Below are 23,064 nucleotides of genomic sequence, written 5' to 3' on the forward strand. Positions count from 1 at the left end.
ATTTGTCGTAAATAATATCGGCAAATTTATTATTACCGTTAAAAACTATAGCATTCTAAATAACTATGCTGATCTATATCTACGCTACAACATATACTCAAAATCATTGAAGGTACATTGAGGCAACAAGCGAACGAAACCCCATGAACATAGATTTACTATGTGATTGGGGAAAGTAAGTGCAGTCAACAAAGATGCAACTTTAAGGGTAACGGGTATAGATCAAACAACATAGGTCAAAACAACATAGAGGTTTGAAACAACATAATGTCAAAAGGTGTTTTTTTTAGGTTCGATACTGCCGTTTTATTGTGGCTCGCTGCGGCCTTATTTTCCACTTTAGCTATCGCCAATGAAACAACATCAGCCCTTCTCGAAGATGCGGAAAAACTGGTGGAAATCGCACCAGAACGTTCAATGACCATTGCCCAACAATACTTAGAAAATAGAGTCCTCACCGCTCAAGGAGATCCATCCCTACAATCTCATTCCTCTCGTGACGATACAGACGTAACCCTGAGAACGCCAAATTCAAGCATTAACGCATTACAGGTGATTGCAAAAGCCAAATACATTTTGGCCGATTATAGAGGCGCACTGAGTCACGTTGATCAAGCTATTGCATTGGCAAGTTCGTATCACTTACCACATCAAAAAATCAGTATCCAATTACTCAAAATTGAATTTTTATGGCGATTAACTCACGAAAAAAACAAGATTTACTCACTACTTTCTGATGTTGAAGAACAACTCGAAGAAAAAGAAAATACCATTTTAGCAACTCAACTAAAGTATCGCCTCTTGATGTTTAAAGCTGAAATGGCAGCCTTTGAGCAAAATGATAGCCAAGTACAAAATTACTTCGATCAAGCACTCAATTACCTAAATATGTATGATCAAGTAGAATTATTCATCAATTACCAACTCACGCTAGGGAAATATTACTTAGCTAACAAAAATTTTAACCAAGCGCTGTACCAGCTGCTATCTGGTTATTGGTCTGCAATCGAAAAAGATAAACCTGCACTATTAGCCAAAATAAACCGTGTTATGGCTGACTTGTTTATAAATAAATCTGTATTAGATAAAGCCCTCGAACATTTATCACAAGCTGCTGATTTTTACGATAATTATGAAAACTCAAGCATATTAGATTCAATCCTTAAAAAGATGGCAGATATCTATTACGCGCAAGGAAAGTATAATCTAGCTCTTGTACACTATTTTAATATTCTCGATTCAGAAAATATCAATCGTGATATTAAAAGCGTAATAAAATTAAGACTTGATTTATCTAAAACTTATTTACAATTGTATAACTACTCATTAGCAGAACAATATCTTCAAAGAGCAAATACATTATTGAACTATGCTAAATTAGATAATCTCCAAGCTGAATCTTATTTGCTCAGTTCCGAGCTAGAATTTCTAAAATCTAATTTAGAAAAAAGTATGTCATTAGCTAATGAAGCTTTATTAATCGGTCAAAAAACAAACGACCATGATATTCAGCTGCAAGCATATCTACTTTTAACAAAAACTAACGAAAATAGTAAAAATTACGCTGCTGCATATAACTATGGTAAAAAATATAATGAGCTCATTACTAATAAGCAGAAAAGTTTATTAACTATTTCAGAAAATGATTTTAAAGAACAAAAATTATTTATTGAACAATCTTTGCACTATAAAAACCAAACGAAATTACTAGCCTTAAGCAATGAGGAACAAATACGTGCAAGATATACAACCGTTATACTTTTTGTACTCTCTTTACTCATTTTCGCTCTTTTTGTCCGACGTGGAGTCATCAATAAAAAGATGCGAAATCAACTTAGTGAACTCTACAATGACCACTATACACACCCACGCTCAGGGTTACGCAACTTTAGGCTGTTAAACGTTAAATTACCTTCTTCATTAGAACAAAGCAGTGCCAATTTTGAACAATGGAAATCGGGTGACCTTATTAAAGAACCTTTACATGATAAATTACGCTTTATCATGGTCGACTTATCATGTGTTAGAACTACCTATTTGCAAAAAGGTTACAATGCTGGCCTACAACTTGAAGCGGAGTTTGGTGATTTTATTAAAGCAAAACTGCAAAGCCCAGTAAGACTCTATCACTTTTCTGACGGCATGTTTTTATATGTAGAACCAAATACTAATCCAAATAAAACAAGCAGCGAACTATTCGAACAAATTAATCAATGGATCATTGAATTTAAGCCTGATATGAAATTAGATAGAACAATAAAGGCAGGTATTGCTGATTATCCATTTTTACCAAAAGCCTATACAGCTATTAACGACAAAGAATTAATAGATATATTATTAATGGCATCAAACCTGGCAAGATTACAACACCAACAGTATGGTGGAAATCAATGGGTATCATTAAGAGCTATCGAAAATGCGCCTGCAGCAAGCTTTGCAAGTGGAGATATTAGAAGTGCTTGCTTAGTCGCGATCGAAAAAGGACTAATTAAAATTGATTCATCGACTAAAATTGAGGAGAACATCATAAAATCGAGCCTAATTGATTAAATTATGTCTTGTTAGTCAATAAATAGAATGATCAATGGTAAAATTTTGGTACTATCGATTAGTTGTATTATTTCAGGACCTATTGTGCGCCATTGACTTAATTTATGAGTGAACTAAATCTTACTGATCGACAAGAAATTCTCAAACAGATCAATCAATTTAAATTACAATTAGAGCAAGCAATAGTTAAGCACCGAGATGCTTCGTTTAAACACACACGCGAAGCTAAGGTCTTAAAACGAGTGGTAACTAACTTAAGTACCGCATGTATGGGGTATAATGAAGAACTGGATAATGCGGTTTCTTCTTTAAAAGCTGCATTCCAACAGCAGCAAGATGTCTCTAAACTTATACCTCGCTTAGCCATTTTAGAACGCATGCTTAAACTGAATACTAATACGATGGAAAAACAGAAAATTCAACTAGATGAAAGAGTAAGACACAGTGGCGAAACGCTACAGCGAATTCCTGGGCTACCAGCCCAACTTAAACGCGATCTCAGAAACTTACTGACATTTCCATCACCCAAGAATCAAAGCCAGCTCGATCAAGCCGCTCGATTACTTACTATTTATGAAAAATCGATAAAAATCATCACTTCTAGTAGCGCGCATACATTACACAATAAACCAGAAGTCAACCAAGAACTCCTTAATAAGTTAGCAGAAGAGTTGCAACACTTAATAAGTGAACTTGATTTCGATGGTGAATCTGGCGATTTGCTTAATGATATACGAATCAAACTGCTAGTTGGAATTGGGGCAGAAGCTCTGATAGAACTGACATTACAGATTCTGAAACTGGTCATTGAAGGTACACACTACGAAAGAAAAACCTCTGAAAAATTTTTAACTCAACTCAATGTATCATTGAATAAAATGTTGAAAAGGTCTACCCAAAGTGTCGAACAAACACTGTCTTACGCTGAACATAGAAATCAAATGACATCAGAGCTATTAGCAATTTCGGCTGAAAGTCAAGCTGCATTAGATGATGCAGTAGACGTCGAAAGTGCTAAGTCAGCAGTAAAACCATTGCTCGATCAAATCGCTATGTTGACGGAACGCCTTAAACATAACGAACAAAGGGAAAACTCTCTTATAGAAAGAATGCAACATAACAACCGACAAATGGAAGGGTTATACGAACTCACTCAAGATCATCGTAGACGCCTCGATGAACAAGCGAAACGCATCTTAATCGATCCATTAACCAACGTTTTTAACCGTACTGCTTTTCTGGAACGACTTGAACTTGAGTACCATAAATGGATCCGCGCCCAAAATGATATTTGCATCATTCTATTTGATATTGATAACTTTAAATCATTAAATGATAGCTTTGGTTATACTGCCGGAGACAAAGCACTGAAAATTATTGCTCGTACGATAACCAAAGAAGCTCGTGATATTGATATCGTCGCACGTTTTTCAGGTGAAGAATTTGTTCTAATCGTCCCTGACATAGAGCTTAAAAAATCGACGCATCTTATTGAAAAAATTCAATTAAACATCAGTAAACTACCGTTCAGGTTTAAAGACCAGAACATTAGTATTACCGTAAGTTCTGCCTGTACAGCCATACGCGATACAGATACACCAGAAGAAGTATTGAACAGGCTTAATCTTTTGCTTAGTCAAACTAAACACAAAGGTAAAAGCCAAGTCATTATCAAATAACATTTCCTTCCTGATAAAAAGTCCCCTTTTTTCTTGTACTTGAGTACATTTGACGTATAAAGTTAAAGCTATATTCCTTAATGTTCAAAGAGTTAAACCACAATTTAACTAAGGGAATTATCTAAATAATAATACTTCCTATCCTAAGGAGAGGCCTATGATTACACGCATCAGTCCAGCAGGCAGCATGGACTTACTTTCTCAACTAGAAGTCAAACGCCTTAAAAATGAAGCTTCAAGTGATCTTTATCAATTGTATCGAAATTGCACGCTAGCTGTTTTAAATTCCGGCAGTCATACTGACAATTCACAAGAATTACTGGATAAACATCAATCTTTCAATGTTGATGTTTTAAGCAGAGAACGAGGCATAAAACTAGAACTCACCGATCCTCCAGAAGAAGCATTTGTAGACGGAACCATTATCACAGGGATTCAAGAACATCTATTCTCGGTTCTACGAGATATTATTTACGTCAACATGCATGTAGCGCAAATTCATCAAGAACACCGTAATGATCCAGAACACATCACCAACTTTGTCTTTGCTATTTTAAGAAATTCAGGTGCGTTACATCCTAAAGTTGAACCCAATTTGGTTGTCTGTTGGGGAGGCCATTCAATTAACCCGATAGAATATCAGTACACACGAGAAGTGGGCTATGAATTAGGTTTAAGAAAACTCAATATCTGTACAGGGTGTGGTCCGGGTGCAATGGAAGGACCAATGAAAGGAGCAGCGATTGGTCATGCAAAACAAAGGCATACTGCAGCGCGCTATATTGGTCTAACTGAACCTTCTATTATCGCGGCAGAACCACCAAATCCGATCGTCAATGAACTTATTATCATGCCAGATATAGAGAAACGATTAGAAGCGTTTGTACGAATGGGGCACGGGATTGTGATTTTCCCTGGAGGACCGGGCACCGCAGAAGAATTACTGTACATCTTAGGTATAATGATGCATCCAGATAATGTGGAGCAACCTATCCCGATTGTACTTACTGGGCCAAAAGAAAGTGAGGCTTACTTTCGTTCTATCGACCAATTTATTGGCGACACATTAGGAGAGCAAGCACAAAAACATTACCAAATTGTGATTGATGACCCCGCTAAAACGGCACAAGTAATCAAAGAGTCGATACCCAGTGTACGCGAACACAGGAAAGCGAAAGAAGACGCCTACAGCTACAACTGGTCATTAACAATATCACCAGAATTTCAAAAACCTTTTGAGCCGACACACCAGAACATGGCAAACCTTGATTTGCATTTAAATCAGGCACCAGAACTGCTTGCATCTAATTTACGTAAAGCGTTTTCCGGCATCGTAGCTGGAAATGTGAAAGCGGAAGGCATAAAAGAGATCGAAAAGCATGGACGTTTTATTATTAATGGCGATACAGAACTGATGGAGAAAATGGATAAGCTACTCAACGACTTTGTTACTCAACAAAGGATGAAATTGCCAGGTTCGGAATACGTTCCATGCTACACCATCGCGAATAATAGCCATCAATATAATGAATAGCTAACGTAATAACCCAAGCGTCAATTTTCGTCTAATACGGAAAAGCTATCAAAGGTTACTTCACTGGTTAAATTGAGTAGAATAAGGGCTTATTTATAAGCCCTTATTCTATTGGAAAACTATGTCTATACATTTAGTGATCATTGATGCACTCAACCTTATACGACGAGTCCACTCTGCTCAGCCAGATCCGAATGACATAAATCGAACCATTGAAACCACCAAAAGAACACTCAATCGTATTGTTTCAGAATCAGAACCAACTCACATCATCGCGGTTTTTGATCACCACCTACAAGATAGAGGTTGGCGAGCAGAGCTATTACCAACCTACAAACAAAACCGTAAGCCTATGCCAGAGCCACTTAAAAACGGTTTAGATAGTATTCAAGAAGCTTGGTGGCAGATGGGAATAGATTCTTTACTATCTGAAGGTGATGAAGCCGATGACTTAGTTGCAACCTTAGCGGTTAAGGTTGCTCAGCACGATGAAAAGGTAACCATAATATCAACAGATAAAGGTTACTGTCAGCTATTGGCTCCAACACTACAAATAAGAGATTACTTCCAACATCGATGGTTAGATACAAGCTTCGTCGAAAACGAATTCGCTGTTAAACCCGATCAATTATCAGATTATTGGGGATTAACTGGTGTCAGTTCTAGTCAAGTATCAGGGATACCCGGCGTAGGACCGAAAGCAGCCAAAGATATCCTAAATCAATTTAACAGTATTGAAGAGGCGTATCGTTCAGACCAATTAGCAGAAAAGTATCGTAAAAAATTTACACAACACATTGAATTAGCGCGAATATGCAAACGTATTGCGTCGCTTAAAACTGATGTTGAATTAGGCTTTAACCTGCAAGATATTCGCTACCAGCCACTTGATTGAGCATTATCAAGTAGGCAAAACTCTTGCTACTGACCAGGTTAACAGTGCCAGCCTAGTGGCTACAGCACCATTGCGGCTAAGCAACATAAGCAATGGCACTGTATTTATAACGGTTAACTAACAGCTATTAACTTATTAGCTATTAACTATTAACTATTAACCTGCAATTATCTCGGAGAAATATTTGATAAACATTGAATATGAACTGTAATTTCTTCTCTATCGTGATAAAGATGCTTGGCTTGCAGTCGGTACTTTACCTCATGCTCTTTTAGAAAATACTTCAAATTTTCAATATCTTCTAACACTTCATCATATCGACCTTTCATTGGTAATTTCAGGTTAAAAATCGCCTCTTTCGCTAAACCACGAATGATCCATTCCCCCATAAGTTGCGCTACACGAGAGGGTTTTTCTATCATATCGCACACTAACCAAGTCACATTTTTCTTTTGCGGTTCAAACTTAAAACCATCTTCCATATGGTGCTTCACTTGACCTGTTTCCATTAAACTGTCAGCCATCATGCCGTTATCAATCGCATGAACGAACATCGAGCGCTTAACCAATTGATAAGTCCAGCCTCCCGGACAAGCACCTAAATCCACTGCCCACATGCCTGGAGCCAAACGAGTATCCCATTCTTCCTTAGGAATAAACACGTGAAATGCTTCTTCAAGTTTTAGGGTAGAACGACTTGGGGCATCAGATGGAAACTTAAGTCTAGGAATCCCCATAAAAAAGGCCGAATTATTGTCAGGATAAGAGTAGCCGACAAAACAATGTCCCGGAGCAATAAAGCAAAGGTGTAAAACTGGCTTTTTTGCATTCTCTTTTTTATACAATAATCCTTTACCTCTCATTGCTTGACGTAAAGGAACGGTAAACTTACGACAAAACTTAAGCAGTTCTTTCGCTTCGTTCGTATCTGGTGTTTCTATTCTAATGTCGCCACATGTAGGTAATGCATCAATGCTATCCAACTCAATTAAAATTGGAGAAATACGATCATCGCTTGGTAGGTCAATAAACTCAGCCGCCACAGCAAACATTTGACGAGCAAATATCAACGATTGAAAGTCAATATTTTTCAGTAATTTATCAGCATCACCTTGTTGGTAACACTCAAAAATAACGTAACCTTGATTTCTTTTCATCCGAGGAAAACCAAAAACTTCTAGTTGATTCGCCTTATCTTGAATCTCGCCTGCACACTCTTTTTCAAATCCTGAGCGGCAATAAAGCATAATCTGTTTCACTGAGTAACCTCGTTTAAATGCATTGCTGAGTAGACAAACAAAACCCAGCCAGTTAAAAACATCACACCACCCATTGGAGTGATGGGACCAAACCATTTTATTCCTGTGATAGCAAGCGCGTATAAACTGCCACTAAAACAAAGGATGCCGATGATAAAGCAAATTGACGCTCTGAAAAGCCCTTTCTGCACTTTTTGGTTAGATTGACTCTTTAACAAAATAGCGCAACCAATAATAGCCAAAGTATGAAACGCTTGATACTGTATTCCGGTTTCAAAAATCGAGATTTGATAATCGGATAACACAGCCTTCAATCCATGCGCTGCAAATGCACCTAATGCCACAAAAATAAAACCAAATACACCGGCAACAACTAATAACATTGTTGATTTTTTAGCGTAGCTTACCGGTTTATTCATCGTGCAACTCCTCTTGTTCACTTACCGCTTTGGCTATCATCCAATCACGAAATGTGGCAATTCTACCAGTATCCGCTTGGCTTTCATGACACACCACATAAAACGCATTTTTACTCAATAATACCTCATTAAAAGGAGAAACTAATCGCCCTGCCTCAATTTCCGGCTGCGCCAACACGTTGTTACCTAAGGCGACACCTTGACCATGAATCGCCGCTTGTAAAACCATGGTTGAATGGCTAAAAATAGGACCGTGATTCACATTAACATCAGTGATAACATTTTGCTTTACAAACTGTTTCCATTCTTTTCGAGACGTATCATGCAGTAATGTATGCAATTTCAAATCGGCTAAACATCTCAGAGGCTTGCTTGATACCAACAAACTTGGGGAGCACAAAGGAATTAGATACTCTTGATAAAGTTTATCAATTCTTAATCCAGGCCACACGCCTCTTCCGTAATAAATAGCGACATCAACATCATCCGTTAAAAAGTTTTCATCCGAATCAACGGCCTTAATTCGAACATCAATATCCGGTTCTTGTTGATTAAAATCCGCTAATCTGGGCACTAACCATTGAATAGCAAAACTAGGCGGTAAACTAATCGTCAAGGTACCTTTCTCGCTTTTTTCTAACACCTTGTCAGTGGCTTCAGCTATTGAATTAAAAATATCTTTAATATCCAAAAAATAGCTTTGGCCCTCTTCGGTTAATAATAACGAGCGGTTGCGTCTTCGAAACAGTTTTAATCCTAAAAAATCTTCTATGGTTTTAATTTGATGGCTAACCGCAGCTTGAGTAACAAACAACTCTTCCGCTGCTCGAGTAAAACTCAAGTGCCGTGCAGCAGCTTCAAACACTTTTAAAGAATTAAGCGGGGGCAATCTTCTAGACATACAACACCTTAGAGGTTGGACACAATATAATGCATTAGTTTTTATTATCTGAAACATTATAAAATGTCCATTGTCTGATCGCGAGATAAATTCTATATTCCTGTTCGCAGAATTAGCCTGAACGGCTTGGTTTATTTACCAATTGGCTATTTGTTGCGATGTTGTGTTTGCAAATCTCGGTTCCGAGTTAGGTAAGAACTACCTAGGTTGTCCATGAATCAAATTGATGAACAACCAAGTAAATTGTTTTAATTTGACCTGTCTGTCAAAACTTATTTTTGCACTGCCTAGTTTGGCGGTGCTTTTTTTTGCTAAAAATTCGTACTTATTTTGAATAAACGTAAAAAACCAACACTAAGGTTGGTTTTTTACATTTTTTCGGCTTAAAGCTAACTCAATAACTAAGGTCGATACACCTTTACATTATCGAAACCCTGATCTTTGAGATAGAGTGCTTGCAAGCGACTCATTACACCACGGTCACAGTAAAGCAAGTAGTTTTTAGATTGATCTAAATCGCCAAACTTTGTTGCAAGCTTATAAAACGGTAAATGAACAACCTCAACATCATCAATCAACAATGGGCGATCATCTTCTTCATCAGGGCTACGGATATCAAGCACAATAGCATCAGTTTCTACTGCGGCAACCGACTCCACTTCTGGTACTTGCAGCTGGCTTTCTTTCTCGATATCACGAATATCCATCATACGAGCGTTATAAACCACATCATCAAGAATCGAGAAATCAAAGTTTTGTTCTTCTTTTTCAAGTTTCTCTTTTATCGCTTTAACCGTTGGACTTTTAGAGATCACACCACAATATTCAGGCATAACTTTAGCAAAATCTTCAGTACCAATACTTCGAGCAACATCGATGATATCTTCTTTATCCCAGTTAATTAATGGACGTAAAATAAGTGTATCGGTCACACTATCGATATGACGTAAGTTGGTTAGCGTTTGGCTAGATACTTGACCAAGAGCCTCACCAGTAACCAAGGCCTGAATGCCGAACTTCTCTGCCAACATACCACCAGCACGCATAAACATACGTTTAAGAATGACACCCATTTGACCATCATCGACTTTCTCTAAAATTTCCGCTACAACCGGTTCAAAATCGACAGAAATAAACTTCACTTTTGCCGACGAACCATATTTGTTCCACAAATAATGCGCCACTTGTTTAACGCCAATTTCATGCGCAGGGCCACCTAAATTAAAGAAACAATAATGAGTTTTAGAACCACGTTTTATATGTAAATAACTCGACACACCAGAATCAAAACCACCAGAAATTAAGCTCAACACATCTTCTTGAGTACCAAGAGGAAAACCACCTAATCCTTTGAAACGAGCAATAACCTGATTCAGTAACTCATTAGTCACTTCAATATTAACCGTTACATCTGGGTTCTTTAATTTAACTTTGGCGCTTTCAATAGCTTGATTTAAGCCACCACCAACATAACGTTCTAGCTCGATAGACGTAAAGTCATGTTTTCCTCTACGTTTAGCACGAACCACAAAGGTTTTATTTTCAATTAACTTGCCACTTAGCTCACGCACCTGCTCATAAATATCATGCATATCGGTAAATTCAGATTGCTGAACTTCCAAAACATGATGAATACCAGATGTATGTGTGAGTATCGTCAAAACTTCTTGATAATATTCATCACTTTTAGCTGTCACTTCAATGTGATCACGACGATTGAAAACGGCTACAGATTTTGTTCTACGTTGGATAATAATGCGAAGATTGCATTCCAAAATACGCGTGAAACGTTTACGAACAGATTCACTTTTAACAAAAATCTCAGGATGGGGCTTAACAATAAATTTCATAGATGGTTTCACTAATTAAAAGGTACTGGTTTGCTCATTTATAGAAGACGATTCACAAATCTACAAAAAGCAGGAAAACTAAGGCGCGAGATTATACACGATTTTGCTGAAAATAAAGACAATAAAAAAGCGAACCTGAGTTCGCTTTTTACTTTACCGAACAGTAAAGCGACTTTAAAACCAAACAAATTAAGGCTGTAACACACTCACTTCGTCACTATACTGCGGTTTACCTTGCAATATACCAATTTCAACTCGACGATTTTGAGCCCGTAGCACAGACGTCGAATTATCGTTAAGCGGTTCAGTATCAGCCATCCCGCGAACTCTTAACCTTGCATGATCAAAGCCTTTCACTTTTTCCATTTCATGCGCAACAGAGACTGCTCTTTGGGACGATAGATCCCAATTAGAACGATACAGCTCAGAATCGAGGACCTGGTTATCAGTATGACCAGAGACTCTAACTATGCCCGGCACATCTTTCACTAAATCGGCAATTTGCCTGACTAAAGGCCTAAATTTAGGTTGTAAAAAGGCAGATCCAGCAGGAAAAGCGCCTTTCTCTCTAATACGAATGACGATCTCTTGACCTAAGTTTTCAACCGAAATCGCACCTTGGTCAATTTCTCTATCCAACGCTTTCTTAATATTCTCTTCTAAAGCTTCTATTTCTTTAGCTAACGCTTCATCTTGTGCTTTCGCTTCTGATTGAGTTGGCGCTTGAGAATTAGGATTGAGTTTAGTGGATGTTTCTGGAGACTCACCACCCGTTTTCTGTCCATCTTCTCTGTTGTTTCCTCCTGCACGACTCGATTCGCCCTCATGAAAATCGAGTTCAGCCTGAGTAATGTCAATCGTCTGCTGCATAATGACATCTATAGGCGTGGGCTCGGGACGGCCAGGACGAAACTCTTGCGCGATGACACTGGTTCCTTTGGGAATATCTTTGACTTCTAAACGATTTTGCACACCAAATGCAAACTTCATCGAGCCGGCTATTTGTTTAAATTTTAATACATCCATCTCTGAGAATGAGAGTAAAAGTACAAAAAAACACATTAGCAATGACATCAAATCAGAGAAGGTAGCCATCCATAAAGGGGCACCAGGAGGTGGACAGTTGCACTCTTCTTCTTCATCCATTACTCAGCTTCCTCATTATTCGTTATCGATATCAAGAACACGTTTTTTCTCGTTCAGGTAGTTTTTCAAATAACTATCGATAACTCTAGGGTTTTGACCATCTTGTATCGCAAGCACCCCATCCATGATTAATCGTCGGTTGAGTTTTTCTTGCTCCCTACGCAACGTCAATTTATCGGCAATAGGGAAGAAAACCATATTGGCTAGTACTGCACCATAAAGCGTCGTTAACAACGCAACGGCCATAGCTGGACCAATAGATTTAGGGTCATCCATATTTGAAAGCATGGCAACCAAACCAATCAAGGTTCCTATCATACCCATTGCTGGCGCAACATCGCCATAAGCCCTAAAAGCTTCGCTTCCTTGAACATGTCTTTCATCAGTTAAAGAAATATCTTTTTGCATTGCAGCACGCACTACCTCTGCATCATGACCATCAACCAGTAAATCGATACCTTTTTGCATAAAGCTACTGGTGATTTCCATCTCTTCTAATGCTAAAAATCCGCCTTTACGAGCAGCATCGGCCATCTCAACGATCTTAGCAATCAAATCTTCTGGATCATCGGTTTTGAACATAAATGCTTTGCTGGCAATTTTAAACGCACTAAAAAATTGTCCCATGGTAAATTTCATTAGAACAACACAAGTAGAACCCCCAACGACAATCAAAACCGATACGACATCGACAAACATACCAATGCTGCCACCAATGATCATTGCCATAATGACAAAACCAAAACCGCCGATTAAACCTATTAATGTTGCTAAATCCACTAAGCACCTCTTATTGCTAAACTGTTCAATGCAATCAATATGGGATAGTCATGCTATCGGCCGCTTGCAGTAATTTTTTAGATATTTATTTGAAAAATATCACAATGAGCTAACCATTGTTTCATTATCAGGATAAGCCTTACCATAAAAATTGCCAAGTAAGTCTTATTCATAACGTGGATAAATTATTCAATAATGATGGTATACAAACAATACAATTTACTCTTCATTATCTTTTTCGCTACTTTTGTGCATTTATTTGCTATTGATATTAAGTCCAATTATGTAAACTTGCACTAGTGTCATAATAAGTTATCTTTAGGCAAAATAGATTATCGCCCACTGAATAGGGATAATGGCCTTTTCTCACAATAAATTTACTCGGTTGTGATGCTAACAATTGACCATTAAACCTCTGTAGCGTAACTTTCGTGCATCTTTCATAAAGCAGAACTATCATGGCAACCAAAAAACCTGAAAATATGACATTTGAAGCAACGCTAAAAGAGCTCGATTCAATTGTAGAACAGTTAGAAAATGGCGATCTTGCTTTAGAAGATTCGCTGAAACATTTTGAACGAGGAATCTCTCTGGCACGTGAAGGCCAATCAAAGCTCACTCAAGCAGAGCAACGTGTTTCTATATTATTAGAAAAAAATGACGACGCACCTTTGTCTGATTTTCAAAATGAGCACCAGAGAGAAGATTAATCTATGCTAACTGCATTAACCTCTTATCAAGAAAGAAATCAATCTCAGTTAAACGCTTGGCTGAGTAAGTTAGATCATCAAGAACATTCTCTTATTCAAGCCATGCAGTATGGTTTATTACTTGGTGGAAAAAGGGTTCGGCCTTTTCTTGTTTATGTTACTGGAGAAATGCTTGGTTGTACTATTGATGAAATAGATACCCCAGCTTCTGCGATAGAATGTATTCATGCTTATTCTCTTATCCACGATGATTTACCAGCAATGGATGATGATGAACTTCGTCGCGGACACGCGACTTGCCATATTCAATTTAATGAAGCTACCGCTATTTTAGCTGGTGATTCGCTGCAAACTCTTGCGTTTACTATTTTGGCGGAAGGTAAACTGTCGACACAAGGTGAAAGTAAGCGAGTAGCAATGCTCCAAACACTGGCTAAAGCATCCGGTGCTCAAGGCATGTGTATTGGACAAGCGTTAGATCTGTGTGCGGAAAATAAATCCGTCTCTCTCGACGAACTCGAAATGATACACAAAAATAAAACCGGGGCACTACTAAAATGCGCAATACAATTAGGCGCACTTTCTGCTGGTGAAAAAGGACAAGCGATCCTACCCTTACTAAATAAGTACGCCGATGCAGTAGGACTGGCCTTTCAAGTGCAAGATGATATTTTAGATATTATCAGCGACACAGAAACACTTGGAAAACCACAAGGTTCTGACCAAAATTTAAATAAGGCAACGTATCCTTCATTACTTGGATTAGAAGGCGCTCAACACAAAGCGCAAACTCTTTTACAAGAAGCACTTCATGCTTTGGATGCGATCCCATACAATACAAAGTTACTCGAAGAGTTCGCCCGATACGTTGTCGAGCGCAAAAACTAACATTATAAGCGCTGAATATTTTATGACTCTTGATCTATCAAAATATCCCACTTTAATTCTAGCTGACACGCCTGAAGAGCTTCGCTCACTTCCAAAAGACATTTTACCTAAAGTGTGTGACGAATTACGTACCTATTTGTTAAATTCAGTCAGCCAATCTAGCGGACACCTAGCCTCTGGTTTAGGTACAGTAGAACTCACTGTTGCGCTGCATTACGTCTATAACACACCTTTTGATCAGTTGATCTGGGATGTAGGCCATCAAGCTTATCCGCATAAAATTCTAACAGGGCGAAGAGAGAAGTTACCAACCATACGACAAAAAGACGGCCTTCACCCTTTCCCTTGGAGAGAAGAAAGTGAATACGACGTTCTTTCCGTTGGTCACTCATCAACTTCCATCAGTGCAGCATTAGGACTGGCGATTTGCGCAGAAAAAGAAGGCAAGAATAGAAAAGTCGTTAGTGTGATTGGTGATGGTGCGATCACTGCAGGTATGGCGTTTGAAGCCATGAATCATGCAGGTGATATTCATTCAGATATGTTAGTAGTACTCAACGACAATGAAATGTCTATATCTGAAAACGTAGGCGCATTAAACAACCACTTAGCCCAGATATTGTCTGGCAACCTTTATACTTCGATACGTGAAGGTGGCAAAAAAGTGCTGTCAGGTGTACCGCCGATTAAAGAGTTAGTGCGCAGAACAGAAGAACATCTTAAAGGCATGGTCGTACCAGGAACCATGTTTGAAGAACTCGGTTTTAACTATATCGGTCCAATCGACGGACATGATGTTAACGAGCTAGTAAAAACGCTTAAAAATATGCGTGAACTGAAAGGGCCGCAGTTTCTACACATTATGACCAAAAAAGGCAAAGGCTACGAGCCGGCCGAAAAAGATCCTATTGGTTATCATGGCGTACCAAAGTTTAATCCAGCAGAAACGAGCTTACCTAAAAGTAACGGTACAAAACCCAGTTTCTCCAAAATTTTTGGAGACTTCCTTTGTGACATGGCAGAGCAAGATCCTAAACTTATGGCCATTACTCCCGCCATGCGAGAAGGTTCTGGCATGGTGGAGTTTTCGAAGAAATTTCCGAGTCAATATTTCGATGTGGCCATTGCTGAGCAACACTCGATTACCTTGGCAACAGGAATGGCAATTGCGGGCTACCACCCTATAGTTGCAATTTATTCGACCTTTTTACAACGCGGTTACGATCAACTCATCCATGATGTTGCGATTATGAATTTGCCGGTAATGTTTGCTATTGATCGAGCGGGTATTGTTGGTGCTGATGGCCAAACTCACCAAGGGGCTTTCGATCTTAGCTTTATACGCTGTATACCGAACTTAGTAATAATGGCCCCTAGTGATGAAAACCAATGCCGACAAATGCTTTATACCGGCCATAAACACTCAGGTCCATCAGCCGTTCGTTATCCAAGAGGCACCAGCATTGGAGCTGAAATTGACCAAACAATGACAGAAATCGAGATAGGTAAAGGACGAATCGTTCGACAAAGAGCGCAAAAGACTAGCCAGCCAACAGTGGCTATTTTAAGTTTTGGTACGATGCTAGAAGGTGCGTTAGTCGCAGCCGAAAAACTCGATGCCACGGTTGCTGATATGCGTTTCGTAAAACCGCTAGACGAAAACCTAATCAGAGAGCTAACCAATAACCACGACATTATTGTCACCGTTGAAGAGAACACCATTATAGGGGGTGCAGGCTCAGGCGTGGTAGAGTTTATGATGCAAGATAAAATCATTAAACCAGTGTTAACTATTGGTTTACCTGATAAATTCGTTGCGCAGGGAACTCAGCAAGAGATGCACGCAGAATTGGCGATAGATGCGGCAGGTATCGAAGCTAAGATTCGTGAATACATAGCGAAATAATGCCCCAATTCAACAAATACAATACGTTTGAATCAATGAGTATTTAACGTACGAATAACTAAAGAAGATTATTAGGATTGATGATTTAACCACATTGCCGTCGATTTTATCACGTATGAAATCAACGGCATTTTTAGTAAAGGGACGGATGTTAATTAATACCTTATGCTAAACAACCATCGAAGATATATTAATGCATCCAGCCCAGATATTTGCCCAACAAAAACAAGCAAAAACAAGCTATTGCGCCAGCAACAATATCGTCAATCATAATACCAAGTCCACCATGAACTCTTTTGTCAAGCCAACTAATCGGCCACGGTTTCACCATGTCAAAGAAACGGAAAAGAACAAAACCTGCTAGTAACCATCGCCATTCGGTTGCAGGAAGGTTCATCATAGGCACTAAGCTCATAGTGATCCAAAAGCCAGCAAATTCATCCCATACAATCGCACCATGATCATGAACCATCATGTCATCAGACGTCGTTTGGCATATTTTAATACCGATCACACAAGAGAGAATAACCAAAGTAACGTACATCGAAAAAGGCAATTGGACTAATATAAAATACAGTGGAATAGAGGCGAGTGTCCCCATCGTTCCAGGCATAATCGGTGACATACCACTACCAAATCCTGTCGCTAAAAGATGCCATGGATTTTTAAATGATATTAAATCTAATGGATTGCTCATGATTTTCCCTTAAAGTGATCGTAACCATCAAGTTGCCAATCAACTGGTTTACCGTCTCGGATAAGCTCAAAGGTGCCTTCTGGCCGTATTTGTCCAATACAAGTGACCGCACAACCAATATGAGCTAAAGTACTATCAATACCGCCTTTATGTTCTTCAGGCACGGTAAAACATAGCTCATACTCTTCACCACTCGATAACGCATATTTCTGTGCCTTTTCTCTGTCGTTGCAAAAACCCAACAGTTCATTGGATAACGGTAAAGCGCTGATATCAATCCTTGCACCAACTCCAGATCGTTTAAGTATATGTTGAACATCAGCAATTAAGCCATCAGATATATCAATACAACTTGAGGCTACATTTAATAATGCTTGGCCTGCTAAAATTCTTGGCCTAGCAAGATAGTGTTGCTGTTCTAGTATTTTTGCGTAAGGTTTACTTCTCGGCTCATCACCTAAAACAACATCGAGTCCAGCCTTACTATCACCAAGATTGCCAGTAACGTATAACCAATCGCCTGATTTTGCGCCATCTCGACACAATGCTTTGGTTTCAGGAACAAACCCTTGTACCGTTAAGGTAATGCTTAATGGCCCTTTTGTTGTATCCCCACCTATGAGTTGAACACCAAAATAGTCGGCTAATTCAAAAAATGCATCGCAAAAAGAGGTCAGCCACACATCATCTTGTTCAGGTAAGGTTAATGCAAGTGAGATCCAAGCGGGTGTTGCCCCCATTGCGGCTAAATCACTTAAATTAGAAGCCAGCGCTTTATGTGCGATCCAAGCCGGATTCGCATCAGCAAGAAAATGCGTACCTGCAACTAAGGTATCGGTACTTATTGCAATACGGACACTTTCAGGAGAACGAACAATGGCGCAATCATCGCCCAATGATAATTGAACATCTTTTCGTTGGCTTTGACGATTAGAAAAATACTTTTTGATTAAACTGAATTCACCAGACATAACTACTGTATCTCGCCGTTAATAATAAAGGTTAACTCGACAATCTAAAGACACAAAAAAGGCCAGCTAAGCCGACCTTTTTGTTTTAACTGACTTTATTTTTTGCGTACATGCGGTGCAGCTTTATCCAACACACCGTTGACAAACTTATGACTATCTTCTGCCGCAAATATTTTAGCTAGCTCTATCGCTTCGTTGATAACCACTTTGTATGGTACATCTTCTCGTCGAGTCATCTCGTACATAGCAAGACGTAAAAGTGCTAACTCCATCATATCCAAATCTTGCATTGGACGAGAAAGATATGGGCGAAGTTTGCTATCTAACTTAGTGTGATCTTGTACAACACCGGTCAAAAGGTCACGAAAGTAAGCGACGTCGGTTTCTGGTGCAGCCAATGCAGGCTCTGCGTCACGATGCTCTTCTTCATCGTACTTATCACCAGTTAAAAACTGTTCTTCTATTACGGCAACATTATCTTTTGATATTTGCCATGAGTAAATTGCTTGTAAAGCAAATTGACGTGCATTACGACGTGCGGCTGGTTTCACACTTGCCCCCATTAGGAATCGATTTCAGAAAGAACGTTGATCATTTCAAGTGCGCTCAGTGCAGCCTCTGCACCTTTATTACCAGCCTTGGTTCCGGCGCGCTCAATAGCTTGATCGATGGTATCTACAGTTAACACACCGAATGCCACTGGAAGACTATATTCCAGAGAAACTTGTGCTAAACCTTTGTTGCACTCACTACAAACATAGTCGAAATGTGGTGTACCACCACGAATGACCGTACCTAAAGATACGATAGCATCAAATTTACCTGTTTTTGCTACTCGTTGAGCAACTAAAGGTAATTCAACTGCACCTGGACAGCGAACAACGGTGATGTTGTCTTCTGACACTTGGCCATGACGTTTTAAAGTATCGATAGCGCCAGAAAGTAAACTTTCATTAATAAAGCTATTAAAACGAGAAATTACAATGGCAATTTTTGCATTTGGAGCTGGGAAACCACCCTCGATCACTTTTACACCCTCGCATACTTTCATAAACTTTCCTTCAACTATATTCATCCTGTGAGAATCGCGGGATTCTAGCACAATTTTGTGAGCAATATCTAATAGAAAATACCTCCGTGTGGAGGTAAGTCAATTCTTGGTCACTCGAAACCAACAAAATAACCAACGGGCAAGTATCACGTGTGATACTTGCCTTGATACTTCCCTTGCGATTACTCGGTGATATATTCAACCACTTCAAGACCAAACCCACCTAGCGCGTGATAACGCTTACCAGAAGAAGAAAGTAATTTCATCTTGCTTATACCCATGTCAGAAAGTATCTGCGAACCAATCCCCACACGGCGAGAGGTACCTTGCTTCTTAGCCATCGTAGGCGCATCACCCTTATCTTGTTGTTCAAACATTTTAACTCGATGGATCAGTAAATCCGCTGATTCTTCCTGGCCTAAAATCACTAATACGCCACCATCTTCACCAATGCGTTTCATCGCTGTATCTAAAGTCCAACTACGATCGGCGTTTCTATTTGAACGAAGTACATCAGTAAACATATCGTGTAAATGAACACGAACTAGGCAAGGTTCATCTGCTGATACCGATCCTTTACGTAGCGCATAATGAATTTCATTATCAATGGTATCGCGGTAGGTAACCAGATCAAACTCACCAAATTCAGTCGGTAACTTACACTCTGCGACACGCTCTATAGTGGTTTCGGTGTTATTACGATATTCAATAAGATCGGCAATTGTACCCACTTTTATATCGTGTTTTTCTGAGAATATTTCCAAGTCAGGACGGCGTGCCATACTGCCATCTTCATTCAAAATTTCGACAATAACAGAAGCAGGCTCTAAACCAGCCAAACGAGCAAGATCACAACCTGCTTCCGTGTGACCCGCTCGGGTTAACACACCGCCTTCTTGTGCGGTTAATGGAAAAATATGCCCTGGTTGAACTAAATCAGCCGCTTTGGCATCTTTTGTCACCGCTGCTTGTACCGTTACAGCACGATCTGATGCTGAAATTCCGGTAGTCACACCTTCTGCCGCTTCAATAGAAACCGTAAAATTAGTGGTAAATTGCGCATTGTTGTCTTGAACCATTGGTGCTAATCCAAGTTTTACACACCGTTCTTTGGTCATAGTAAGACAAATAAGACCACGACCATAAGTCGCCATAAAATTAATGGCTTCAGGCGTAACATGCTCCGCGGCCATAATAATGTCGCCTTCATTCTCTCGGTCTTCGTCATCCATCAGGATAACCATTTTACCCAAACGAATATCTTCAATAATTTCTTGTGGTGTGCTAATTGCCATTACTATTGTCCTATCTCATTCTTTGCTCAGGGTTGCATTTACATTCAACCGCCTGCCAGACTAAGCTTATTTTAGTGACTTGAATTCAGATTTTTTTATATAAAAAGTCTAAATTAAATTAATTTAAGGCTATGCGAAGCCATTCTGTTGTAAAAAATCCATGGTAATTGTGGATTCTTGTTGCTGCGTGTTTCCTTGCAGCAACCTCTCCATGTATCGCGCCAAAACATCGACTTCCAAATTAACTTTCCTGCCAACCTGAAAGCTATCAATGGTCGTTTCATCTGATGTATGAGGAACAATAGTGAGTTTAAAGGCGTTCTTTCGTAACTCATTGACGGTTAAACTAATACCATCAACCGTAATTGAACCTTTATAAGCAACGTACTTGGTGATGTTATTCGGTATCTCGACCCAAAACTCAATCGCTCGACCAACAGGATTGCGTTCCACAATAACACCAACCCCGTCAACATGACCTGAAACAATATGCCCGCCAAATCTTGTGGTGGGCAGCATAGCTTTTTCAAGATTAACCTTATCTCCCACTTGATATTGGGTAAACCCGGTTAAATTCAAGGTTTCTACAGAGAGGTCTGCGGTATAACTTGTTGAATCGTGAGAGACTACCGTTAAACACACCCCATTGGTTGCGATACTATCGCCAACTTTTACATCGGACAGATCTAATTTGCCAGATGCAACAGTAATCGAGATATCCTCACCTTTCGCAGTAATAGCAGTGAGTTCTCCTACGGCTTCAATTATTCCTGTAAACATAACTTCCTACTGTTTCGGTTTTATTTGCGCGATCACTCGAATATCAGCGCCGATCATGCGTATATCGGTAATGTTCAAGTCGATAACTTGGTCCATTTTATCTAAACCAAGTAAGTTAATGAATCCTCTTCCATCCGATCCCATCAGTTTAGGGGCGAGATAGATAACCAATTCATCGACTAAACTTTGTTTTATAAAACTGGTGGCTAAGGTTGCTCCGGCTTCTACCCATAGATGACTGACTTGATGTTGCTTAGCCAGTTGGTCTAACAGTAACTCGAGATCAAGATTATTATCCTGATTCAAACCAATGGTCAGGTCGGCATTTTTTGAACTAGAGACCCGTATTACATCACCTGTAGATTGAAACAATTTAAGTCCGTCGGTTAACAATAAGTTATTTTCTAAAATAACACGAGTTGGTTGTCGAACTTGATCTGGAAGATAGACGGTTTGAATAGAATCAGGTAAATCCTCCCAACGAACATTAAGTGATGCGTTATCAGCAATAACAGTGGTACTGGTGGACAAAATAGCCCCTGCTTTCGCTCTAAAAAGTTGAACATCTTTTCTGGCTTCCGCGGTTGTTATCCATTTACTTTGACCATTTTTCAAGGCGGTTTGCCCATCCAGACTCGCGGCTAGTTTTAACTGAACATATGGCTTACCAGTTTTCATTCTTTTAATAAATGCAGGGTTTAATGCCATCGCATCGTTTTCAAGTAAGCCTACTTGAACCTCTATCCCTGCATCTCGTAATATCTTAAAGCCACGACCGGCTACTTGAGGATTTGGATCTTGCATAGCACAAATCACTTTACTGACCTTAGCGTTAACTAATGCTTCGGCACAGGGTGGTGTTCTACCATAATGAGAACAAGGTTCTAACGTGACATAAGCCGTGGCCCCTTGTGCTTTCTCTTTTGCTTCTCTTAGCGCAAACACTTCTGCATGAGGCTCACCTGCTTGATAGTGAAAGCCTGACCCTACAATGTGCCCGTCGCGAACAATCACACAACCTACATTTGGGTTAGGTGCAGTTGTAAAACAACCTTTTTTCGCCAGCAGAATGGCGTGAGACATCATCTGATAATCGATGGGAGAAAAAGATGGGTTCATTATAGGGTCTTCTTTAGTTATTATTTTTTTATTAAGATATTATTTATGCGATCAAGGTAATATTAGTGCGATCAAGGTAATATTAGTGCGATCAAGGTAATATTAGTGCGATCAAGGTAATATTAGTGCGATCAAAATAATCTTAGTCGAAAGTTAATCTTCAAGCCTAGCAATTTCTTCGCCAAACTCTTTAATATCGGTAAAACTTCGATAAACGGAAGCAAACCGAATATAGGCGACTTTATCGAGATCTTTCAATTGTTCCATAACCAAGTTACCAATCATTTCACTTGGAACTTCGCGCTCTCCGGTCGCTCTTAATTTAGACTTTATATTACTGATCGCCAGTTCTATTGAATCGGCACTAACAGGGCGTTTTTCTAACGCCCTTTGAATACCACCAATCATTTTATCTTCATTAAATGGTTCGCGATTACCATTCGATTTAATCACTTTAGGCATAACTAACTCAGCGCTTTCAAACGTGGTAAAACGTTCGCTACAAGCTAAGCACTGACGCCGGCGACGTACTTGATGCCCGTCGGCAACAAGCCTAGAGTCGATAACTTTGGTGTCATTTTCAGAACAAAATGGACAATGCATACCACCTCCAAATGATGTAGATACAGCTTAA

General features: G+C 39.3%; 22 protein-coding genes. 7 read left to right on the top strand and 15 right to left on the bottom strand.

Annotated features, from left to right (window positions below):
* Positions 1-236: 236 nt before the first annotated feature.
* A complete protein-coding gene (locus ACLKML_RS08620; protein WP_413284986.1) occupies positions 237-425 on the bottom strand; it encodes a hypothetical protein in 189 nt (62 codons plus the stop codon).
* Here ACLKML_RS08620 and ACLKML_RS08625 point away from each other — a divergent pair.
* From ACLKML_RS08625 to xni, 4 genes are all read left to right on the top strand, one after another.
* Complete coding sequence (locus ACLKML_RS08625) at positions 418-2,550, top strand: tetratricopeptide repeat protein (protein ID WP_413284987.1); 2,133 nt, start codon at positions 418-420, stop codon at positions 2,548-2,550. The genes ACLKML_RS08620 and ACLKML_RS08625 overlap by 8 nt on opposite strands.
* A gap of 104 nt (positions 2,551-2,654) precedes the next feature.
* Positions 2,655-4,229 (top strand): GGDEF domain-containing protein, encoded by a 1,575-nt coding sequence (locus ACLKML_RS08630; RefSeq protein WP_413284988.1) that lies wholly within the window; start codon positions 2,655-2,657, stop codon positions 4,227-4,229.
* Positions 4,230-4,386: 157 nt separating this feature from the next.
* Complete coding sequence (gene ppnN, locus ACLKML_RS08635) at positions 4,387-5,763, top strand: nucleotide 5'-monophosphate nucleosidase PpnN (RefSeq protein WP_413284989.1); 1,377 nt, start codon at positions 4,387-4,389, stop codon at positions 5,761-5,763.
* 121 nt (positions 5,764-5,884) lie between these two features.
* The gene (xni, locus tag ACLKML_RS08640) at positions 5,885-6,658 is read left to right on the top strand and encodes a flap endonuclease Xni (RefSeq protein WP_413284990.1); all 774 of its coding nucleotides are present in this window, start codon (positions 5,885-5,887) and stop codon (positions 6,656-6,658) included.
* Between the two features lie 167 nt (positions 6,659-6,825).
* Here xni and rlmM read toward each other — a convergent pair whose 3' ends face one another.
* The 6 genes from rlmM to pomA all read right to left on the bottom strand — a co-directional run bounded on the left by rlmM (position 6,826) and on the right by pomA (position 13,013).
* Positions 6,826-7,917, bottom strand: a complete 1,092-nt coding sequence (rlmM, locus tag ACLKML_RS08645) for a 23S rRNA (cytidine(2498)-2'-O)-methyltransferase RlmM (RefSeq protein WP_413284991.1) — start codon at positions 7,915-7,917, stop codon at positions 6,826-6,828.
* Complete coding sequence (locus ACLKML_RS08650) at positions 7,914-8,336, bottom strand: DUF423 domain-containing protein (protein ID WP_413284992.1); 423 nt, start codon at positions 8,334-8,336, stop codon at positions 7,914-7,916. Before ACLKML_RS08650 ends, rlmM begins: the two co-directional genes overlap by 4 nt.
* On the bottom strand, positions 8,329-9,237 hold the full coding sequence (locus tag ACLKML_RS08655) for a transcriptional regulator GcvA (protein ID WP_413284993.1): 909 nt from the start codon (positions 9,235-9,237) through the stop codon (positions 8,329-8,331). The genes ACLKML_RS08650 and ACLKML_RS08655 overlap by 8 nt, the downstream gene beginning before the upstream one ends.
* Before the next feature lie 401 nt (positions 9,238-9,638).
* Entirely contained in the window at positions 9,639-11,087 is a 1,449-nt protein-coding gene (gene thiI / locus ACLKML_RS08660) for a tRNA uracil 4-sulfurtransferase ThiI (protein ID WP_413284994.1), read from the bottom strand.
* 189 nt (positions 11,088-11,276) lie between these two features.
* Positions 11,277-12,233: a flagellar motor protein MotB gene (locus ACLKML_RS08665; RefSeq protein WP_413284995.1), complete on the bottom strand. Its 957-nt coding sequence runs from the start codon at positions 12,231-12,233 to the stop codon at positions 11,277-11,279.
* A 15-nt stretch (positions 12,234-12,248) separates the two neighbouring features.
* Positions 12,249-13,013 (bottom strand): flagellar motor protein PomA, encoded by a 765-nt coding sequence (pomA, locus tag ACLKML_RS08670; RefSeq protein ID WP_413284996.1) that lies wholly within the window; start codon positions 13,011-13,013, stop codon positions 12,249-12,251.
* Between the two features lie 458 nt (positions 13,014-13,471).
* Between pomA and xseB the strand changes: the two genes are divergently transcribed.
* From xseB to dxs, 3 genes are read left to right on the top strand one after another with little or no spacing between them, the layout of a single operon-like run.
* Entirely contained in the window at positions 13,472-13,723 is a 252-nt protein-coding gene (gene xseB / locus ACLKML_RS08675; protein ID WP_413284997.1) for an exodeoxyribonuclease VII small subunit, read from the top strand.
* Positions 13,724-13,726: 3 nt separating this feature from the next.
* Entirely contained in the window at positions 13,727-14,611 is an 885-nt protein-coding gene (gene ispA / locus ACLKML_RS08680) for a (2E,6E)-farnesyl diphosphate synthase (RefSeq protein WP_413284998.1), read from the top strand.
* 22 nt (positions 14,612-14,633) lie between these two features.
* Positions 14,634-16,517 (top strand): 1-deoxy-D-xylulose-5-phosphate synthase, encoded by a 1,884-nt coding sequence (gene dxs / locus ACLKML_RS08685; protein WP_413284999.1) that lies wholly within the window; start codon positions 14,634-14,636, stop codon positions 16,515-16,517.
* 190 nt (positions 16,518-16,707) lie between these two features.
* On the opposite strand, the gene pgpA is transcribed toward dxs, so the two are convergent.
* From pgpA to nrdR, 8 genes are all read right to left on the bottom strand, one after another.
* Entirely contained in the window at positions 16,708-17,214 is a 507-nt protein-coding gene (gene pgpA / locus ACLKML_RS08690) for a phosphatidylglycerophosphatase A (RefSeq protein ID WP_413285000.1), read from the bottom strand.
* Positions 17,211-18,185 carry a thiamine-phosphate kinase gene (gene thiL / locus ACLKML_RS08695; RefSeq protein WP_413285001.1) on the bottom strand — a complete coding sequence of 325 codons (975 nt, stop codon included), beginning with the start codon at positions 18,183-18,185 and terminating at the stop codon, positions 17,211-17,213. Before thiL ends, pgpA begins: the two co-directional genes overlap by 4 nt.
* A gap of 95 nt (positions 18,186-18,280) precedes the next feature.
* Complete coding sequence (gene nusB, locus ACLKML_RS08700) at positions 18,281-18,748, bottom strand: transcription antitermination factor NusB (protein ID WP_413285002.1); 468 nt, start codon at positions 18,746-18,748, stop codon at positions 18,281-18,283.
* Positions 18,748-19,236, bottom strand: coding sequence for a 6,7-dimethyl-8-ribityllumazine synthase (gene ribE, locus ACLKML_RS08705; protein ID WP_413285003.1), 489 nt, complete (start codon positions 19,234-19,236; stop codon positions 18,748-18,750). The genes nusB and ribE overlap by 1 nt, the downstream gene beginning before the upstream one ends.
* A gap of 182 nt (positions 19,237-19,418) precedes the next feature.
* Positions 19,419-20,531, bottom strand: a complete 1,113-nt coding sequence (gene ribBA, locus ACLKML_RS08710; RefSeq protein ID WP_413285004.1) for a bifunctional 3,4-dihydroxy-2-butanone-4-phosphate synthase/GTP cyclohydrolase II — start codon at positions 20,529-20,531, stop codon at positions 19,419-19,421.
* A 129-nt stretch (positions 20,532-20,660) separates the two neighbouring features.
* On the bottom strand, positions 20,661-21,311 hold the full coding sequence (locus ACLKML_RS08715) for a riboflavin synthase (protein WP_413285005.1): 651 nt from the start codon (positions 21,309-21,311) through the stop codon (positions 20,661-20,663).
* A gap of 6 nt (positions 21,312-21,317) precedes the next feature.
* Positions 21,318-22,430: a bifunctional diaminohydroxyphosphoribosylaminopyrimidine deaminase/5-amino-6-(5-phosphoribosylamino)uracil reductase RibD gene (gene ribD, locus ACLKML_RS08720; RefSeq protein ID WP_413285006.1), complete on the bottom strand. Its 1,113-nt coding sequence runs from the start codon at positions 22,428-22,430 to the stop codon at positions 21,318-21,320.
* 153 nt (positions 22,431-22,583) lie between these two features.
* On the bottom strand, positions 22,584-23,033 hold the full coding sequence (gene nrdR / locus ACLKML_RS08725) for a transcriptional regulator NrdR (RefSeq protein WP_413285007.1): 450 nt from the start codon (positions 23,031-23,033) through the stop codon (positions 22,584-22,586).
* Positions 23,034-23,064: the final 31 nt, after the last annotated feature.

Source organism: Vibrio sp. MA40-2, assembly GCF_047302445.1.
Taxonomy (GTDB): Bacteria; Pseudomonadota; Gammaproteobacteria; order Enterobacterales; family Vibrionaceae; genus Vibrio.

Bases quoted from the DNA above. Each gene is read 5' to 3' on its own strand.
- ACLKML_RS08625 (WP_413284987.1), top strand. From the start codon at position 418: ATGACCATTGCCCAACAATACTTAGAAAATAGAGTCCTCACCGCTCAA.
- ACLKML_RS08620 (WP_413284986.1), bottom strand. From the start codon at position 425: ATGGTCATTGAACGTTCTGGTGCGATTTCCACCAGTTTTTCCGCATCT.
- ACLKML_RS08630 (WP_413284988.1), top strand. From the start codon at position 2,655: ATGAGTGAACTAAATCTTACTGATCGACAAGAAATTCTCAAACAGATC.
- ppnN (WP_413284989.1), top strand. From the start codon at position 4,387: ATGATTACACGCATCAGTCCAGCAGGCAGCATGGACTTACTTTCTCAA.
- xni (WP_413284990.1), top strand. From the start codon at position 5,885: ATGTCTATACATTTAGTGATCATTGATGCACTCAACCTTATACGACGA.
- ACLKML_RS08650 (WP_413284992.1), bottom strand. From the start codon at position 8,336: ATGAATAAACCGGTAAGCTACGCTAAAAAATCAACAATGTTATTAGTT.
- ACLKML_RS08655 (WP_413284993.1), bottom strand. From the start codon at position 9,237: ATGTCTAGAAGATTGCCCCCGCTTAATTCTTTAAAAGTGTTTGAAGCT.
- thiI (WP_413284994.1), bottom strand. From the start codon at position 11,087: ATGAAATTTATTGTTAAGCCCCATCCTGAGATTTTTGTTAAAAGTGAA.
- ACLKML_RS08665 (WP_413284995.1), bottom strand. From the start codon at position 12,233: ATGGATGAAGAAGAAGAGTGCAACTGTCCACCTCCTGGTGCCCCTTTA.
- xseB (WP_413284997.1), top strand. From the start codon at position 13,472: ATGGCAACCAAAAAACCTGAAAATATGACATTTGAAGCAACGCTAAAA.
- ispA (WP_413284998.1), top strand. From the start codon at position 13,727: ATGCTAACTGCATTAACCTCTTATCAAGAAAGAAATCAATCTCAGTTA.
- dxs (WP_413284999.1), top strand. From the start codon at position 14,634: ATGACTCTTGATCTATCAAAATATCCCACTTTAATTCTAGCTGACACG.
- pgpA (WP_413285000.1), bottom strand. From the start codon at position 17,214: ATGAGCAATCCATTAGATTTAATATCATTTAAAAATCCATGGCATCTT.
- thiL (WP_413285001.1), bottom strand. From the start codon at position 18,185: ATGTCTGGTGAATTCAGTTTAATCAAAAAGTATTTTTCTAATCGTCAA.
- nusB (WP_413285002.1), bottom strand. From the start codon at position 18,748: ATGGGGGCAAGTGTGAAACCAGCCGCACGTCGTAATGCACGTCAATTT.
- ribE (WP_413285003.1), bottom strand. From the start codon at position 19,236: ATGAAAGTATGCGAGGGTGTAAAAGTGATCGAGGGTGGTTTCCCAGCT.
- ribBA (WP_413285004.1), bottom strand. From the start codon at position 20,531: ATGGCAATTAGCACACCACAAGAAATTATTGAAGATATTCGTTTGGGT.
- ACLKML_RS08715 (WP_413285005.1), bottom strand. From the start codon at position 21,311: ATGTTTACAGGAATAATTGAAGCCGTAGGAGAACTCACTGCTATTACT.
- ribD (WP_413285006.1), bottom strand. From the start codon at position 22,430: ATGAACCCATCTTTTTCTCCCATCGATTATCAGATGATGTCTCACGCC.
- nrdR (WP_413285007.1), bottom strand. From the start codon at position 23,033: ATGCATTGTCCATTTTGTTCTGAAAATGACACCAAAGTTATCGACTCT.